16 protein-coding genes and 1 pseudogene are annotated in these 17,275 nt (G+C 62.3%); 10 read left to right on the top strand and 7 right to left on the bottom strand.

Annotated features, from left to right (window positions below; all coding sequences use genetic code 11):
• Positions 1-231: 231 nt before the first annotated feature.
• A complete protein-coding gene (locus KBY88_RS03955) occupies positions 232-408 on the bottom strand; it encodes a hypothetical protein (RefSeq protein ID WP_254938612.1) in 177 nt (58 codons plus the stop codon).
• Between the two features lie 24 nt (positions 409-432).
• Between KBY88_RS03955 and KBY88_RS03950 the strand changes: the two genes are divergently transcribed.
• The 10 genes and pseudogenes from KBY88_RS03950 to KBY88_RS03905 all read left to right on the top strand — a co-directional run bounded on the left by KBY88_RS03950 (position 433) and on the right by KBY88_RS03905 (position 11,198).
• Positions 433-984: a hypothetical protein gene (locus KBY88_RS03950; RefSeq protein ID WP_254938611.1), complete on the top strand. Its 552-nt coding sequence runs from the start codon at positions 433-435 to the stop codon at positions 982-984.
• Complete coding sequence (locus KBY88_RS03945) at positions 981-1,292, top strand: nucleotidyltransferase family protein (RefSeq protein ID WP_254938610.1); 312 nt, start codon at positions 981-983, stop codon at positions 1,290-1,292. The genes KBY88_RS03950 and KBY88_RS03945 overlap by 4 nt, the downstream gene beginning before the upstream one ends.
• Positions 1,282-1,638: a HepT-like ribonuclease domain-containing protein gene (locus KBY88_RS03940; RefSeq protein WP_254938609.1), complete on the top strand. Its 357-nt coding sequence runs from the start codon at positions 1,282-1,284 to the stop codon at positions 1,636-1,638. The genes KBY88_RS03945 and KBY88_RS03940 overlap by 11 nt, the downstream gene beginning before the upstream one ends.
• 4 nt (positions 1,639-1,642) lie before the next feature.
• Positions 1,643-3,361 (top strand): annotated as a pseudogene (locus KBY88_RS03935) (GmrSD restriction endonuclease domain-containing protein).
• A gap of 903 nt (positions 3,362-4,264) precedes the next feature.
• Positions 4,265-4,516 carry a type II toxin-antitoxin system Phd/YefM family antitoxin gene (locus KBY88_RS03930; RefSeq protein ID WP_254938608.1) on the top strand — a complete coding sequence of 84 codons (252 nt, stop codon included), beginning with the start codon at positions 4,265-4,267 and terminating at the stop codon, positions 4,514-4,516.
• Positions 4,516-4,908, top strand: a complete 393-nt coding sequence (locus KBY88_RS03925) for a type II toxin-antitoxin system VapC family toxin (RefSeq protein ID WP_254938607.1) — start codon at positions 4,516-4,518, stop codon at positions 4,906-4,908. Before KBY88_RS03930 ends, KBY88_RS03925 begins: the two co-directional genes overlap by 1 nt.
• Positions 4,909-4,912: 4 nt before the next feature.
• Positions 4,913-7,060: a putative DISARM system helicase DrmA gene (locus tag KBY88_RS03920; RefSeq protein WP_254938606.1), complete on the top strand. Its 2,148-nt coding sequence runs from the start codon at positions 4,913-4,915 to the stop codon at positions 7,058-7,060.
• 36 nt (positions 7,061-7,096) lie between these two features.
• Positions 7,097-8,464, top strand: a complete 1,368-nt coding sequence (locus tag KBY88_RS03915) for a helicase-related protein (RefSeq protein ID WP_254938605.1) — start codon at positions 7,097-7,099, stop codon at positions 8,462-8,464.
• Positions 8,464-10,386: an MrfA Zn-binding domain-containing protein gene (drmB, locus tag KBY88_RS03910; RefSeq protein WP_254938604.1), complete on the top strand. Its 1,923-nt coding sequence runs from the start codon at positions 8,464-8,466 to the stop codon at positions 10,384-10,386. Before KBY88_RS03915 ends, drmB begins: the two co-directional genes overlap by 1 nt.
• Positions 10,386-11,198 (top strand): phospholipase D-like domain-containing protein, encoded by an 813-nt coding sequence (locus tag KBY88_RS03905; RefSeq protein WP_254938603.1) that lies wholly within the window; start codon positions 10,386-10,388, stop codon positions 11,196-11,198. Before drmB ends, KBY88_RS03905 begins: the two co-directional genes overlap by 1 nt.
• Before the next feature lie 69 nt (positions 11,199-11,267).
• On the opposite strand, the gene KBY88_RS03900 is transcribed toward KBY88_RS03905, so the two are convergent.
• The 6 genes from KBY88_RS03900 to KBY88_RS03875 form a co-directional block, all read right to left on the bottom strand.
• On the bottom strand, positions 11,268-11,450 hold the full coding sequence (locus KBY88_RS03900) for a hypothetical protein (RefSeq protein WP_254938823.1): 183 nt from the start codon (positions 11,448-11,450) through the stop codon (positions 11,268-11,270).
• Between the two features lie 338 nt (positions 11,451-11,788).
• Positions 11,789-12,184, bottom strand: coding sequence for a hypothetical protein (locus KBY88_RS03895; RefSeq protein WP_254938602.1), 396 nt, complete (start codon positions 12,182-12,184; stop codon positions 11,789-11,791).
• A gap of 317 nt (positions 12,185-12,501) precedes the next feature.
• On the bottom strand, positions 12,502-12,945 hold the full coding sequence (locus KBY88_RS03890; RefSeq protein WP_254938601.1) for a hypothetical protein: 444 nt from the start codon (positions 12,943-12,945) through the stop codon (positions 12,502-12,504).
• A gap of 774 nt (positions 12,946-13,719) precedes the next feature.
• Positions 13,720-13,935: a chlorophyll a/b-binding protein gene (locus KBY88_RS03885; protein WP_254938600.1), complete on the bottom strand. Its 216-nt coding sequence runs from the start codon at positions 13,933-13,935 to the stop codon at positions 13,720-13,722.
• A gap of 209 nt (positions 13,936-14,144) precedes the next feature.
• A complete protein-coding gene (locus KBY88_RS03880) occupies positions 14,145-14,825 on the bottom strand; it encodes a nucleoside deaminase (protein ID WP_254938599.1) in 681 nt (226 codons plus the stop codon).
• 278 nt (positions 14,826-15,103) lie between these two features.
• On the bottom strand, positions 15,104-17,173 hold the full coding sequence (locus KBY88_RS03875; protein ID WP_254938822.1) for a putative bifunctional diguanylate cyclase/phosphodiesterase: 2,070 nt from the start codon (positions 17,171-17,173) through the stop codon (positions 15,104-15,106).
• Positions 17,174-17,275 lie beyond the last annotated feature (102 nt).

Below are 17,275 nucleotides of genomic sequence, written 5' to 3'. Positions count from 1 at the left end.
TCCATTCAGGGGGAGTACTCAATCGCAATACGGCGAAAAACCTGCTGGTGGCAATATGGAACGTATACGCCAGCCCTTTACGAAGCAATTAGCAGGAAAGAACGGGTTTTAGCGATCTCGCAGGTTACAAGTCACATAAGTTTTGCGATTCTTCCTTCTGATATGGTGTTTACGAATAGGTTTATAATTATTTCGCTAATTTCGCTTTATAGTGACTTTGCCCTACTTCAGTCAATGATACATGAAATATTGTCTATCCGTTTTGGTAAGACACAAGATGAGCGCCATGTTTACGGGCAAGAAGACTGCTTCGAAACCTTCCCATTCCCCGACAACTTGCTCGATATCGCAGCGTTTTCTCATCCTTTTCAGGGCCAATGTCAGGCCCTCAAGGTCATCGGTGAGCACTACTACCAGTTCCGTGCTGAGTTGATGGTAGCCAGCGATGAAGGCCTAACCTATACCTACAATCGCTTCCACGATCCCACCGAAACGAGCCCCGGCCTGCTGGAGCTGCGCCGCCTCCACGGCGAGATGGATCAGGCAGCGCTCAACGCCTATGGATGGAGCGATGTTCCCACCGCCTGCGGCTTCGGCCTCGATTACCTCGACACCGACGAAGACATCCAGCTCCCTGAGGAGCTGCAGGAGCGCATCGACAGCGGCGAGCTGTTCTTCTGGGACGCAGGCGACGCCCTCGATTTCCAGGGCCAGCTGGAGGCCTACGGCGCCATCACCGGCCGCCGCAAGCTGCCCTGGCGCTACCGCTGGCCTGAGGCTGTGCGTGACGACGTGCTGGCTCGGCTGCTCGCCCTCAACGCCGAGCGGTACGCCCAAGAGGTGGCGCTGGGGTTGCAGGGCAAGGGGGCCAAGAAGGCAGCCAGTGCTGGGGGCGCCGCCAAACGCCGAGGCCGACCTGGCAAGGCCGGCCAGTTGGGCGAGACTGAACCCATGCAAACCGAGCAGATCGGTCTGGCGTTGTGACCCTCTCCCTTGCCCAGACCCAGCTGGAAGCCATCGCTGACGCCTGCCGGCGGCATCATGTGGAGCGCATGCATGTGTTCGGCTCGGTGCTGCGGCCAGATTATCGGCCTGGTGAAAGCGACATCGACCTGCTGGTGGAGTTCCAGCAACTCGATCCCTCCAGTCTCTACAAGGCCTACTTCGCACTCCTCAACGATCTGCGCCTTGGTCTGGCCTCGCGCGTTGATCTGGTGATGGCTGATGCCGTGCGCAATCCCTACGTCAAAGCGTCGATCGAGGCCAGCAAGCAGGAAATCTATGCAGCGTGATCCCCGCGCCTACCTCAACGACATTCTCGAAGCCGCATCCGCCATCGAGGCAGCGACCGTGGGAGTCGATGGTGAGACCTACGGAAGCAACCGGCTGATCCGCTCGGCGGTGGAGCGCGAGTTCATCATCATCGGCGAAGCACTCAGGGTGATCTCCCAGAGAGCTCCCGAGCTGTTCGAGCGAATCCCGGAGGGCCGCCAGATCATCGACTTCCGCAACCTGTTAACCCACGAATACCTCAGCGTGAGCGATCGCATTGTCTGGGGTGCCATCCAGACAGATCTTCCTCTGCTCGTTCAGCACTGCGCCCAAGCACTGCAACAACTGAATCAGGAATCCAGCTGATCCCATGGCCAAAGCCGAAGCCACCGTCGAGGAACTCGTCAGCAAGATCGAGCGCGGTGAGCTGCGCCTCCCGGAGATGCAGCGCCGCTATGCCTGGCGCTCCACCCGCGTGCGCGATCTGCTGGATTCCCTCTATCGCGGCTATCCCTCGGGCGCCATCCTGATCTGGGAAACCGATGAGATTGTTCCGCAGCAGGATTTTTCCGTTGGTCAGTAGGCCAATCCCTACGCCAAAACCCAGCTCCTGCTCGATGGTCAGCAGCGTCTCACCTCCCTCTCGGCCGTCATCCGCGGCGAACCCGTTCAGGTGAACGGTCGCGTCCGTCCGATCGAGCTTCTCTTCAACCTCGAGCACCCGGATACGCTCTCCTTCATCACCGAGGTTGACGACAACAACATCGACGCTCTCGAGATGACAGAAGACGAGGAAGAGCCCACCGACGAGGAAGCCGATGCCTCAGAAGATGAACTGCAGAAGCGCTTCGACAAGATGACCTTCGTGGTGGGCACCCGCAAACTCGAGCAGCTGCCCCAGTGGGTGAAGGTCAGCGAGGTATTTACTGGCAAGAATGACAACAACTACTTCCTCAGACGAGCTGGAATCACGAGCCTCGATGATCCACGCGCCGAGATCTACACCCAACGTCTCAATCGCCTAAAGGACATCCGTAAATACATCTACCGGATGGATGTGCTGGAGCGCACCCTCTCCTACGACGAATTCACTGAGATCTTCGTGCGAGTCAACTCCCTGGGTGCCAAGCTTCGTAGTTCCGATCTTGCTCTCGCCCAGATCACCGCCAAGTGGCGTGGCTCCCTGAAGGTTTTCCAGGCCTTCCAGTCCGATTGCACGAAAGACGGTTTCGAACTCGACCTCGGCCTGCACCTCAAGAATCTGGTTGCCCACGTCACCGGTCAGTCCCGCTTTCTCACCGTGGCCAGTCTCACGCCAGATGCGTTGAAGGCCGGCTGGGATGACGGCTGCCGCGGCATGGAGTTCGCCATCAACTTCCTGCGCAGCAATGCCAGCATCACCAGCCCAGCCTTACTGGCCTCGCCGTTCCTGCTGATCAGCCTGGGCTATTACGGGGCCCAGCGAAGCTACAAGCTCAGCGCCGATGAAGCGCAGGGCCTGCGCCGCTGGGTGTTGCTCGCCAATGCCAAGGGCCGCTACAGCCGTGGATCCAGCGAAACCCTGCTCGACCAGGACCTCAAGATCCTGCGCGATGGCGGAGGCTTCCAGGAGCTGCTCGATCGGCTGCGCACGCAGGTGGGTCGGCTGGATGTCACCCCGGATGAGCAGGAAGGCCGCAATCAGCGCAGTGCCCTGTTCAAGACGATGTTCCTGGCCTTCAAGGCCGCCGGTGCCCGCGATTGGCGCTCCAACCTGGTCATCGCTCTTGGCCATGTGGGCAACGCCCACCAGCTGCAGTTCCACCACATCTTCCCCAAGGCTGTTCTCAAGAGCAGCGTCACCAGCCGCGAAACCGACGACATCGCCAACCTCGCCTTCATCAGCGGCAAGGCCAACCGCAAGATCAGTACCAAGGAACCGGCTCTCTACTTCCCTGAGGTGCGGGTGGCCAATGGGGAACAGCCCTTTGAGAGCCAGTGCATCCCCACCAAACCCGATGTCCTGACCGTTGAGCGGTACAAGGCTTTCCTGGCGGAGCGGAGGCGGTTGATCGCTGAGCGGCTGAACGAGTTTCTTCAGACACATTAGGAACCGCTATGGCACAGGTGAATAGCCACGGTCTAAGCCGCCCAGTGCCAAGAAGTATTCAGGAGCAAATTCGCCAAAGGTGCGGCTTTGGCTGTGTGATATGTGGTACATGTTTCTATGATTACGAGCATTTCGACCCAGATTTCAAGGATGCCGTTGCTCATCGCCCTGAAGGAATGAATCTTCTTTGCATGCAGTGCAATCAAAAGAGGAAGAGAGGTTTGCTTTCGAGGGATACTGTTGCGCTATACAATGCAGCACCAAAATGCTTGCAACAGGGTTTTTCTAGAGAGTGGCTCGACTATGGGACACATCCTGTATCTATAGCCATAGGATCCTGTACTTCTACATGGGGAAATGTGCTTACGGTTGACAATGAGCCAATTCTCGCCGTGCAAGCACCGTCGGCCATAGGCATGCCATGGATGCTCTCTGCAAAGGTTGCTGACGAGCAAGGAAGGTTAACCCTGGAGATCGAGGATAATCACTTAGTCGTCCATGCGTCCACATGGGATGTGAAAATTCAGGGCTCCAGATTCTTTGTTCGACCAAGAAAAGGAAGCATTCGCTTGTTCTAAACATGATACCACCAACTTCAATCTGTATTGAGAAAATTGACATGAGCTGGGCCGGGCGAACAATTTGGGCAGATAAGCATAAGCTGCAATTCAAGCGTTCGTGCAACGAAGACTGGGTTGCTCTTCAACGTATTCGTGTTAAAGCAGTCGGGGAGTGGGTTTCATTCATGTTTAGCGAGATCTAGTCACTCTTTTAGTTATTCTGTGCCCCTGTGAATGGTTCTTTCTGCTTCGGTGGCGGCTGGGGGGGGGCGAAGCAAGCATGGGAAGAGGTCAGCGATGGGTCCATATCTGGACTAACCTCCCTCCATGCCTGGAGATCTCCATGCGTTCCTTCAACGTTCACGACGCCAAAACCCAGTTCTCCAGGCTCATCGATGCCGCCCATGCCGGCGAAACGATCCTGGTGGCGAAAGACGGCAAGCCCTGGGCGCGGCTGGTGCCGCTGGAGACCGATCAGCCCCGCCGCCAGCCGGGTGTGCTGCGGGGGAAGGTGCAGCTTCCTGCCACCGATGTTCTGCTCGCCCCACTTCCCCCCGAGGAGCTCGACGCCCTCGAGGCCCCATTGCCCCATTGATGGCACCTTCACTTCTGCTTGACACCCATACCCTCCTTTGGTGGCTGGTGGAACCCGAGAAGCTCTCCCCTCTCGCCCACACGGCGATCAACGATCCAGCGGCGGCCATCTTCGTGAGCGCCGCATCGGGTTGGGAGTTGGCCACAAAAGTCCGACTGGGCAAGCTTCCTGGTGTCGAATCTCTGCTTCTCGACCTGCCTGCCGTACTCCAGCAGCAGGGGTTTCAGTTGCTCGCTGTGCAGTTACAGCACGGCCTCCGAGCCGGTGGCTACCCGCAGCCCCATCGTGATCCGTTCGATCGGTTGCTGGCGGCCCAGGCTGAGCTGGAAGGCATGCACCTGGTGAGCATCGATTCCGCCCTGGCCACGTTCCCCTGCCGTCTGCTCTGGTGACGTGTTGACTATCTCATCCACCACCCGCAGCCAGCTGATTCAGGCCCTCACCCTCGATCTCTTGGGCCCTACCTCGGCAGTCCTTGAGCAGCTGGAAGCCGAAGGCCAGACCGACGAGGCAGCTGAGCTCCGCGAGGAGCTGCTCGATCGCCCTCCCAACCGCTGGTACCAGAGCGGTTTTCTCATCCCCAGCGAAACCAGCCTCGACGCCCGCGCCGATGATGCGGCCGACGACGAATTCGCTGGCCTCGATGGCCAGAACCTCAGCTCCAAGCGCAAAAGCAACGCAAGCGCCGATGACACCGGAGCCAGCGAAGCTGGTCCCGCGCGGCGGGTGTTCTTTCCTTGTTCCGTTGGCTTGAGCCTGCTGTTGCCGGCAGGTGCAGGTCTGGAGGTCATGGTGCACTGGGCCAGCTATCGGCCCACCGCCCCGCCGGAAGACAGCAAGGCGGAAGAGGCCTGGTTACGTGAGCCCCACCAGCAGCCACTCAGCCTCCCTGCCGAGCTATTCACCCTCAGCGGCCGCTCTGCTGAATCGAGGGAAGTGCCCGGCAGCGAAGGGCTCATGCTCCGTTGGCACCTGCGGGCTGCTCCTCTCGATCAGGGCTATCCCCCCGGCGCCGTCGCCGTGAGCCTGTTACTCACCAACGAACGACGCTTCGAAGGACGCAGCGCAGAAGACCGCGACCGCGCCAGTGCCTTCCAGGTGCAGCTGGATCTGGCTTGCACCTCTGGCTTCCTGGCGCGCCGTGATCCCCGCGCCGCTGATCGGCTCGCCAACGCCAATGACTGGGACCACCGCGTCAACAATCTCCACTACCGCGACGACCACGAATTCGCCGTGGGCCACAACATCTCCGTGGCGCCCCAGATTGATGCCGCTGGCCGCTGCCAGCTGATCAGCACCACCTGGTTGCCCCAGGCCACCGTGGAGAAGGTGCTGCCCAGGGTGGCAGAACTGGAGGAGGCCGGCCTGGTGCTCTCGATGGCGAAGCTGGATCGCCTGGCCAGTGAAGGGGCTGAGCCTGTGCAGGCGGCTCTGCGGCGCCCCCTGCTGCGGGCTTACACGGACTGGATCCACCAGCAGCGCCAGACGGCCTCACTCAGCAAGCAGCAGCAGGCCACGGCCACGGAGCTGCTGCAGGAGGCGAGCAAGCAGGCACGGCGCATTGAGCGCGGCATTGAAGCTCTGGAGAACGAGAGGGTGCGACTGGCCTTTGCCATCGCCAATCGGGTGATGGATGCCGCTGCACGCCAGCGGTTCGGGGTGATGCGGGGCCGCGACCCCAAGGCTGAGCAGCCCCAGTGGCGTCCGTTCCAGCTCGCCTTCCTGTTGATGAACCTCGTGGGCATGGCCGAGCTCACCGATGCGGATCGCGACACCATCGATCTGCTGTTCTTTCCCACCGGCGGTGGCAAGACTGAGGCTTACCTGGGGCTGGCGGCTTACACCCTGGTGCTGCGGCGGTTGCGCCACGAGGGCTCGATCGAATCGGCCGGCATGAGCGTGTTGATGCGCTATACCCTGCGCCTGCTCACCCTTGATCAGCTCGGCCGGGCCTCCACCTTGATCTGCGCGCTGGAGCTGGAGCGCCGTAAGGATCCCCAATTGCTCGGAAAGTGGCCCTTCGAGATCGGCTTGTGGGTGGGGCAGAGCGGCACCCCCAACAAGCTCGGCCACAAAGGAGATGGCGACGACAACAGTGCCAGCTCCCGCGTGCTGGCCTGGAGCGGTGGCGACAACAAACCGATCCCGATCGACAACTGCCCCTGGTGCGGCACCGAGCTCGGCAAGGCGTCCCTGGCTGATGAGCGCCCCGCTGTGGTGCGCGGCGTGTTCCGTCTGCTCCCTGATGCCGATCACCCGAGCGAGCTGCGGGTCTGCTGCCGCAACCGCCAGTGCCGCTTCTCCGGAGACAGCACCCTGCCCCTGGTGGCGGTCGATGAAATGCTTTATCAGCGGCTGCCGGCCTTCGTGATCGCCACGGTCGACAAGTTCGCCGCGCTGCCCTGGGTGGGGGCCACCGGCAAGTTGTTTGGCCGCGTCTCCCATGCACAGCCGGGCAAGGGCTTCTTCGGCCCCAGCGATGGCGCCAACATGGGCGGTCAACCGCTGGCCGGCGGCCTGGAGCCCCCCGATCTGATCATTTAGGACGAACTTCACCTCATCTCCGGCCCGCTCGGCTCGATGGGCGGCCTCTATGAAGCTGTGATTGATGAGCTCTGCGCCCGCCAGGTGGAGACTCCCAACGGTCCTCAAGTCGTGCAGCCCAAGATCGTCGCCTCCACCGCCACCGTGCGCCGCGCCACCCAGCAGATGCAGGCCTTGTTCGGCCGCAGCAGCACACCGGCCGTCTTCCCGGCCCCCGGCCCCGACCGGCGTGATTCCTTCTTCTCCTACACAGCCCCCACATCAGAAGCAGAGGGTCGTCTCTACCTCGGAGTGTCCGCCCAGGGCCGCAACATCAAAGCCCTGCTGCTGCGGGTGGGCCTGGCTCTGATGAGCACGGCCCAGAAGCTCTATGCCAAGGCCGAAAAAGAGCGAAGGGCCCGCGACAAGCGCGGTGAACCCAGGGGTCCCAACCCCGTCGACCCTTACATGACGTTTCTGGGGTACTTCAACACCATCAAGGAGCTCGGCATCACCCGCCGCCTGCTGGAAGAGGAGGTCACCTCCCAGCTCACCACCTACGACCAGCGCCGCCGCCTCAACGAAACCAGCCCGCGCTATGCCCGCCGCAAGATTGCCAATGAGCCCCTGGAGCTCACCTCACGGGTACCCACTTCGGAGGTGAGCACCACCAAGGCCCGGCTCGAGCTCAGCTTCGATAACGAGAAGCAACGCGTCGACACGGCGCTTGCCACCAACATGATCTCGGTAGGTCTTGACATCACCCGCCTCGGGCTGATGGTGATGCTGGGTCAGCCCAAAACCACCGCCGAATACATCCAGGCCAGCAGCCGCGTCGGTCGCGACGACCAACGCCCTGGCCTGGTGGTGGTGTTGCTCAATCCGAACCGCCCGCGCGATCGATCGCACTACGAGCGCTTCAGCTTCTGGCATTCGGTGTTCTATCGGGATGTGGAGGCCACCAGCGTCACGCCCTGGTCCTCCAGAGCCCTGGAGCGGGGGCTGCCCGCCATCACGGTGGCGTTGGCCCGGCATCTCAGCCCGCAGCTCACCTGGGCCAAGGATGCCGGCAGCCATGAAGCCATCAGTGCCATCCAGACTGAAGTAGCCCAGCGGCTCGCCGATCGCGCCCGCCGCTCAGCTCCAAGCAAGGCACTCAGCGAACACACCGAGGCTGAGGTGTGCAAGAAGGTGATGAACCTGCTCGACAAGTGGATCCGCATCGCCCGTGACAACGACGGCCTCCTCCAGTACGGCCGGGAGCAGGGGGAATTGGCACCCCTGCTTCATACCCCCCTCGATCCTGATCTCAAGGAACTCAAGGCGATGCAGCAGGAATTCCTGGCCAACTGGAGCCTGCGCGATGTGGAACCCAGCGCTGCTCTGATCCGCCAACGCCCCGATGGCGATGGTGAGGTGAGCTGATGGCCCGTCAACCGTCCGTGCGCCCCCAGGGAGAGGTACGCCACAGCCAGTTGATCACCACCTATGGCCCTGGCGCCATGGTCGATCTGCCGGATTGCTCGATCGTGATCGGCGGCCTCAACTTCTGGTTCTACGGCCCTGAGCAACCTCCAGAGGAGATCGATGAACCCCGGTTGATCGCCAAGCTCCGCCAAAGCCTGAATGTTGGTTCATTGCGGTTGCGCAAGCCACCCATCCACGACGTTGGCCCAGGAGGCCAGAGCCGTCCGGGTGGGATCCGCAGCCCCGAGTTCCCCAACTGGTTCGTGGCCCAGCTGGACAAAACAGAGATCTTTGCTGACAAGTCCTATCGCAGTCGCCCCCTGGTGGAGGCTGACCGGCTCGACAAACGCAAGTACGTCGATGCCGATCGCAAGGCCCATAGCGTCGTGCCGGTGCGCTTTGTTCAGAGCTGCCCCAATGGACACCTTAGCGACATCGACTGGCGCGAGTTTGTGAATCGCGGCAAGACCACCTGCCGGGCCACGCTTTGGCTGGATGAGGCTGGCGCCGGCAACGACTTCACCGAGATCTTCGTGCGCTGCTCCAACCCTGACTGCTTGGAGAAGTGGGGGCGCCGTCAGCTCTCAGAGGCCAAACAGAAGCTCAAAGGCGATGAGGACGAGCGGCCTGCGCTTCGGTTTTGTCAGGGCCACCGGCCCTGGCTCGGTCCCTTCGGCCGGGAAACCTGTGACAACGGCAAGGGCAAGGGAGGCAGCTACGCCAATCGCCTGCTGGTGCGTTCCGCCAGCAATGTCTACTTCCCTGAGTTGATCTCGGCCATTTCGATTCCCGAATCAATCGATGCGGTGCGGGAGGTGATCAGCAAGCACCTGAAGATTTTTGAAAAGATCACCAGCGTCGCCAAGCTCAAGGACTGGCTGGAGGACTACGCTCCCGATCACATCAAGGAACCACTGGCGGGAGAAACGCCCGATCTGATCTTCCAAGCCCTTGAGTCCATCCGTGGTGGTGCGGGAGTACCGGAGAAAACCGAGGCCCTCAAACGACAGGAGCTTTGGGCGTTGGTCGGCCCCATTGAGGGGCTGCAGCGCGGCAAGGGCAGCAGCCGCTTTGAGGCGAAGCTCCTTGATCTGGCGGGCAAACCAACCTGGTTCCATCAGCGCATCAACCGGGTGTTGAAGGTGCACCAGCTGCGAGAGGTGATGGCCCAGCTCGGTTTCACCCGCCTGGAGCCGGTGGTCAGCCAGATCGATGGTGATCCCCTTGACTTGGGCGTCAAGCGTGCACAGATCGATCTAAAGGAAGCCACCTGGCTACCGGCTGTGGAAAATCTCGGCGAAGGGATCTTCCTCGGCTTCGATCGCGGCGCAATTCGTGAGTGGTGCAAGAGCGATGGCGCGGTTCAGCACCTCTCCAAGCATCGTGATGCCTTCCAGACCTGGAACAAAGAGCACGGCCTCACCGAGGAGAAGTTCCAATGGCCAGGTGGCCCCTACCTCATGCTCCATAGCCTCGCCCATCTGCTGATCACAGAAGCTGCTCTTGATTGCGGCTATGGCGCCTCAGCAATCAAAGAACGGATCTATTCCTTCGATGATATCGGCTATGGCATCCTCCTCTTCACCGGAGGCAGCGGTTCCGAGGGTTCACTGGGTGGCCTGGTGGCGTTGGCTGATCGCATTGATGAGCTGCTGGAGATGGCCCTTGAGCGAGCCTCACTGTGCTCTAACGATCCTTTCTGCGCCAGCCACGAACCTAATAATGAATTGGAGAAGCGTTACGCCCATGGCGCCGCTTGTCATGGTTGTCTGCTGATTGCTGAAACCAGCTGTGAGCGCCGTAACGAATTTCTCGATCGGGCCCTTGTCTTGCCCACCTTGAGCCAGCAAGACGCGGCCTTCTTCCCGGATCGTGCCTGATGGCGGCGCCATTCCCGAATCTGAGTACCGCTGAACTTGAACGCTTGCTGGTGGCCCTGGATCCACGCGTTGGCGAACCTGCCTCCCTGGATGCCGGCCTTGGTGATCCCTCGGCTTTACTGGCAAGAGTTGGGCTTGCCGAAGACCCTGTCTCGCTGATGCTGTGGCTGGAGGGTTGGCGATCTGCCGGGGGGAGCCAGGAGGCCCTGCTCATGACCGTTCAAGCCCTCTTGGCCCAACGGCACAGCAGTGTTGCCGCCCGTTCGATTGAACTGGTGTGGTCAGGCCCTGATGCGGGCCCAGGGTCGATCACCCGCGACCAGTCGGTGTTGATCCGTCAATTGGTGGAGCGCGCCGAACACCGTCTGCTTCTGACCACCTATGCCTTCTACAAAGGCCCGTTCATCAAGGGCCTATTTCAGTTGATCCGTGAGCACATGGTGACGCTGCCGGAGTTTCAGGTGCGCATCGTGTGCAACATCCAGCGTGATCGCGGTGATACCTCCAGTCCAGAGACCCTCCTCCGCAAATTTCAACAGCAGACCTGGTTGTGCCTCTGGCCCGAGCTGCCTGCTCCAGCCGTGTACTTCGATCCCCGCTCTTTATCTCTTGATGGAGTTAAAGCTGTTTGTCACGTTAAGGCGGTGGTGGCTGATCAAGAGTTACTCGTGACTAGCGCCAACCTCACCGATGCGGCCAACCTTTCCAACTTTGAGCTCGGCCTTCATCTCAGTAGCGCCACCCATGCCGATGATGTCTGGGACCACTTCGACCGCCTGATCCAGCAGGGCCTCTTGCAGTCCGTCACTTGAAAGTTGTGTCTGTTCAGAATGACGACCTCAACCTATAGCTGAGATAGGGCGGTTGGAAGGCCTGCCACCTCAGCCAGCAGTCACCTCAGCTGGTTCTTGGGTGGGCTCCGGACAGATCAAATCCGCCGCCTGCCTTGCCTCGCCGAGCACCTGAAACAGCACCTTGGTTGATTCCTTGAGCAACTCGACCCAATGCCCGAGATAGGCGGCATGGCTCTCGATCTCGCTGCCGATCTCAAACCGATCCCCCAGCAGAACCGCCCCGAGCTCCGCGACCAGCGCCTCTCGGACGTAGTGACCTAGTGAAGAATTCGACGATGTCGACGGGGAGCCGTGTCACCAGCAGTGACGAACTTCACCAACCGGAAAACTGCCGCTCCTTCCTTGCCCCTGCCTCTTGAGCATTGACCCGTGCATGGCATCGCAAATGCCGAGATGTAGCTGGTTCAAGTTGCAGGGAGTCGGTTCCAGAGGCCCGTTCCGCAGACGCGAAATCTTCCACATGGAGACGCCGCAGCCTTGCAGCGTCAGCGCCCGGGCCTGATCAAATGAACCCCAGCGGTGAAGCTGGGGGTTTCTACCGAGGCTGTCTACGCCTTCACGCCCTGACGGGTCCCGCGCAGCTTCCAAATCTGCGGGTGGGAGTCGAAATGTTTCGCACGATGCCGCTGCAGGAGTGCCTGGCACATCGACCGTTCGTCAAGGAAGTGGAGGCGCAGCCGCTTGCCGTCCGGGTGTATGGCCAGCGCCGACTTTGCCAGCGCCGTCTTCGGCAGGTTGGGCCGCTCTAATAGCAGGCGATGGAACTCTTCGACAAAGGCTGTTGAAAGAACGGAAGCCCGGCGTGAGGCCGGACGGCTAAGGCGACTTGGTGTCATGACGAAAGTGCGACCACCCATGCTACGGAGGCCTGCAGGGATCTCGATATGGCCCTGGCTGATAACACCCCCCGTCAGGAGCTCAACCTGCTCCAAACTCACATTCAAGCCCCAAGTTGACGACGTGGTCGCCCATGCCCAGGGCCCTACGTAGGAGCTGGAACGCGCAGACGTTGGTGGGCTCGCTCCAACGGACCTTGTCGACGATCTCCAGGAGTCGGATCTGGCAGTCGCTCAGCATCGGGGGGTTGCCCCTGGGGCCTGAGGCTTCCCGATCGGGCCCTAGGCGCCCCAGGAAGGCGGGTGAGGGGTCGGGCAGCTGGAACTTATCGGTCGGGGTCGGTGGAGGCCCCTTCTCGGGGCTTCTGGAGCTGAACAGCCTCTCGGTGGTCAGAGATGAGGGGTTTCTTCGTGTCCTTCGTTTCTCAGACGGACGCTTGCGGAGTCCTGATCGGGATGGAGCAATGGTCGTCTTCGGCTGTCGGCTGTTCGGGGCTTGGAGTGTGTGCTCTCTTCTCTTTACCGTTTTCGTTCTCAAGAGTAGAGAGGATAGATAGCGGTGATCCGTCATAATATGCCAGTCTGACACCAGAGCGGTACCAGCGGTGCCCCTCGGCCATGTCCTCGATCGTCGCTGGAGGCTCCAGGCTCTCGGGTTCGAACCAGAGCCACCACTTCCACTCGACCTCGGGCAGGCGGTAGTCGAAGTCGGTCACCTCGGCCGTCCAGGAGGCCCTTGGGCGATCCCGGCCGGGCACGGCATAGATCGGGCGCTCCGGCAGGAGGGCATGGCGGAGTTCTACCTGCTGCTCGCGGGGGAGCACAAAGCTCAGGCCGTACCCGAGGTAGAGGTGCTCGAAGCGGGCCAAGCAACTCGATCTCCGCACAGGCAAGTCGAAGCAGCGACCACCATGTTTGTCAAAAGATCTGTCACTTCATGAACAAGAGCCAGTCATGCCAAGCACACTGAAGCCAAACCACCCGGCTTTTAACCGATTGGTCCTGAGTTCGAATCTCAGGCGACCCATCTCAAGCAGGGCAGGCGTCCAGCGCCCCGACCCCTGTTCCCCCCTTCCTTTCACGGTCCTCGCTTCCGGCTCAGCCGCGGTAACCCGGCCCCAGCCCGGATCCATGGACTGCGGCTGGCCGTCTTCCGTCCCGCATCCATCCTTCCTCAGATGGGTGCCAGGACGGGGCCCCAACGGGCTCAGCCAAGCCAGCGGGCCGCCGGGCACGGCGGGCCGTCGCTGCCGCAATGGAGCGAGGGACGAGCGCCTTTGCCCGCAGGCCTGACCGTGGGGAACCCTCGACGACCAGGGGAGCGTGGGCCCGGTTGCTGGAGCACCGAGGCCAGGCAGAGCCTGGTCAGGACAAGGCCTGGGCGGATCACTGGGGTGTGGTTGGAGCCGCGACCGTTGCCACTCCCCCCCGCTCGGGGCGACCGTCTTGATGGAACGCTGCACCCCTCAACAGGAGGGGGGTCTGGATGGGTCCCTGGACAGCGCACCCGTGCCGACCGAGGATTCGATCCTGGCTGAGTTGCTGCAGGGACCCAGGCGCATCCCGAACCTGGGTCGTTGTGCTGCTGTGGGTCGGGGCCAGACCCATCCGGGCGTTGCCGGGGGCCCTGCCGCAGCCACCCCTCAGCCCAGGTACCAGCGCAGCAATGCCAGGAGTTGGCCGGCCGGCCCCAGGCCAGTGATCCACTCCCCCACCAGGGCAGCCGCAAAACCGAGCATGGCCACGCGTCCATTGAGCCTCTCCACCCCCGCAAGCGCTGCGGTGTTCCAGGGCCGGCGGGTTGTTAGGCCCTCGCCAAAGCGCTCGAGTGGTTCGTAGCGGAACGAATTGTTGTCCAACGGTGGTGATCGCAGCGGCCCAGAGCCTATGGGTCTTGTGCCCTCCCGTGCGCCCCCACCGACCTTCGCGGCAGCGTCGGATCAACATCGTGGGCTGCAGGAGCGCACGCTTGCTGAGCTGATTGCGCTGCTGATGGCCTGCGCTCGGGGGCGGATCCGAGCGCTCAAAGGAAGCGTCCGTTGATTGGCTCGCAGCGGCTCCGAGCGTCCTAGCTGCGGTCCCGTCCCCAGGTTCTCAGGGCCCAGGGCCAGAAGCTTTCGTGGATGGCAAGCCCCTCCTTCTCCAGCAACGGCCCTTTCACCGTGATGGCGGGATTGGTGCGACCGATGATTTCGCGGATGGTGAGGGGGGAGGGCTGGGGGTGATCGCCAATGACGCGCTGAAACTGCGTCTGGGTGGTTCCGTACACCACACGCAGCAGTCCGGCGTTGAGAATGGCGCCCACGCACATGATGCACGGCTCGCTGCTGGCATAGAGGGTGCCGCGCCGGAAGGCCTCACGACCGAGCTTGGGCGCGAAGGTGGAGATCAGGCCGAGCTCGGCATGGCGGGTCGGGTCCTGGCTGGAGGCCGTGCTGTTGCGGTACTCGGCCACGATCGCTCCGTCCACCACCAGAACCGCTCCGAACGGAAACCCCCCTTCCTGGACGGATTGGCGCGCCAGCTGATAACTGCGCTCAATGAACACCCGATCGGCAGGGGTGCAGGAGGGATCATCCGCGAGCGGCGTGACCGCCCGCGCCAGCAGCACCGATTGCTGATGATGATGCGTGTGTTCCGTCGCCGTCTCAGCGGACGCCGAAGCCAGGGGTGAGGGATCCTGCAGGGTCGCGGGCAGCGGCGCCCCGAAGGCGAGCAGGGCCAGCAGAGGACCCAGACGAGCAACCATGGCGGAACGGCGCGGACACCTGTCCATTCAACGTTGCCTGGGCCGGAGGCAGACGATCCTCCATCGCTTTCCCCCTGCGCTCCAGCGCTCCGGCACCCGCCATGGCAGGGCGCTCGCCCATCGAGGTTGAAGCCGGTGGAGCGGGGGCCATGCCGGCTCCATGGTGGCCGAAGCGACCCGGCGGCAGGGGATCGGCAGCCAGCTCTGTCGGGGGGGCGGAGCCGACCATCGCTCCCCCAAACTTGAGAGGGCTCACGCCCAGCTGCTTCCGTTCCGGATCAGGATTCAGCGCCCGTGGGCCACCCATCGCTGGGGAGCTCAGCCGTGGGGGCACCGAACAGGTAACCCTGTCCGGTGCGGCAGCCAAGGGCGAGCAGCTGCTGGCGTTGGTTCTCCGTTTCGATGCCTTCGGCGGCCACTTCGATCCCCAGGTCATGGAACACCTTGATGAAGCCGCCGATCAGGGTCGTTGTGCGTGCGTCGTTCGCCAGGCGATCGACGTAGGTCTTGTCGAGCTTGACGATGTCGATGGGCATCTCGGTGAGCCAGGCGAGGCTGGAGTAACCAGTGCCGAAGTCGTCCAGGGCGATGGTGACGCCCGCCTCCTTGAGGGCCGTGAGGTCCCGCTTGGCCTGGATGTGCTGGCTCAGCAGCACCGTTTCGGTGATCTCGATCGTCAGGCGTGTGAGATCGACGCCGGAGCGCCGTTGCTCCTCGAGCAACTCCTGGGCCAGGTTGCCCCGCTCGAGGTGATTCGGGCTGACATTGATCGCCAGCCGCCAGTGGGGCTTCTGATGCTCGAAGGCACGCAGGGTTTCGATCGCCCGCGTGAGCACCCAGCGCTCCATGGGGATGATCAATCCCGTGCGCTCCGCCATGGGGATGAACTGGTGGGGAGCGATCAAATCACCCTTGGCTCCGACCATCCTGACGAGGGCCTCGGTGCCCACGATGGTGCCGTTCTCCAACCGGACGATCGGTTGGTAGTGGAGCAACAGGCGCTCATGGCGGATGTCCTGCTCGAGCCGTTGGCGCAGCGTTACGGACTCCTGAACTTCGAGGTCGATGGCGGCGTCGTAAACGGCGATGCCATCACGGCCGGATGCCTTGACTTGGTACATCGTGAGGTCGGCGCGGCGCAACAGTTCATCGGCGCTGGTGCCACCACCGTTGGTGGTGGCGACGCCCATGCTCATCGAAAGGGAGATCTCATCGCCCTCATGACACCAGGGCTCCAGGAGTGTGAAGCGCATGCGCTGGGCGAGGAGCAGCGCCTCTTCCTCGCTGGCGATGTTGTCGATGAGCACCACGAACTCATCGCCACCCAATCGGGCGAGGGTGTCGCTGGCCCGCAGCACGGTCTGGAAACGACGGGTGAGTTCAAGCAGCAGGGCATCCCCCACCGCATGCCCGAAGCGGTCGTTGACCTCCTTGAATCGGTCCACATCACAAAAGACCAGGGCGAGGCGTCCGCCCTGCCTTTCAAGACCCACCAGGGAGCGTTGAAGCCGCCCGATCAGGCTCCGGCGGTTCGGAAGCCCCGTGAGTGTGTCGCAGTAGGCCAGATCGGCCATGGCGCTCTCGCTGGCGCGGCGATGCGTGACATCGCGCTGAACGGCGACCCAATGGGTGAAGGAACCATCGGGATCGGCGAGCGGGGCTGTCTTCAACTCAATCCAGAAGGGATGACCCTGACGGTCGAAATTGAGCACCTCCATGGAGGCAGGTTCCCAGCGGCGCAGCGCTGCGCCGAAGCTCACCGTCGTCGCCAGGTCCGTGCCTGGTCCCTGCAGCAGACGGGGACTCCGGCCCAGGAGTTCATGGCGGGCATAGCCGGTCTGGCTGAGCAGCGCATCGTTGGCGAAGACAATCACCGGGCCAGGCTGCTCCAACGGCTCCGCCATGGTGATGATCAACGCCTCCAAGATGGTGTTGAGCAGGGCTTCGACCATCCGCAGGCGAGGCTCACCTCCGCGACCACGGGCGGGAGCCCTGAGCAGGCCAACACCCACGCCGTTATCGGTGCGAAACAGGCGAAGGTGGAGCAGGTCGGCGCCGGTCTTCAGGCTCAGATCCTGGGGGCCGGCCGCCAGGAGGGGCTCGAATGTCGCGATCGCGGCGGCGAGTTCAGGCCAGGCCTCGGGTAGAGGTGCCGTCAGCAGTTGATCGGCAAGCGGCCCAAGCCTGTGCCTGGCCCAGCGATCGAGGTGGATCACCCGGGAAGCGCTGGAAACGAGGATCAGTCCTTCTCCGGGGAGCAGTAAAAAGCCCCGCCAACCCCCATCAGCAAGCGCCGGCGTGGGGTGTCCCCCCGGCTCGGGGACCGTTGTGCAGGACTGGCCGTTCACGACGTTCAAGACTCCCCAAGCACGTGACGGACCCTGCCGGTCCTTGGAGCGGTGGCAGGGGCCACCGCGCCCGGGGCCAACGCTGCGGTCGAGATTACCCAT

The sequence above is a fragment of the Cyanobium sp. Morenito 9A2 genome, from assembly GCF_024345575.1.
Lineage (GTDB): Bacteria > Cyanobacteriota > Cyanobacteriia > PCC-6307 > Cyanobiaceae > ATX-6F1.
Note: the sequence above shows the minus strand (reverse complement) of the source record. Positions and strands in the feature narration are given on the sequence as shown.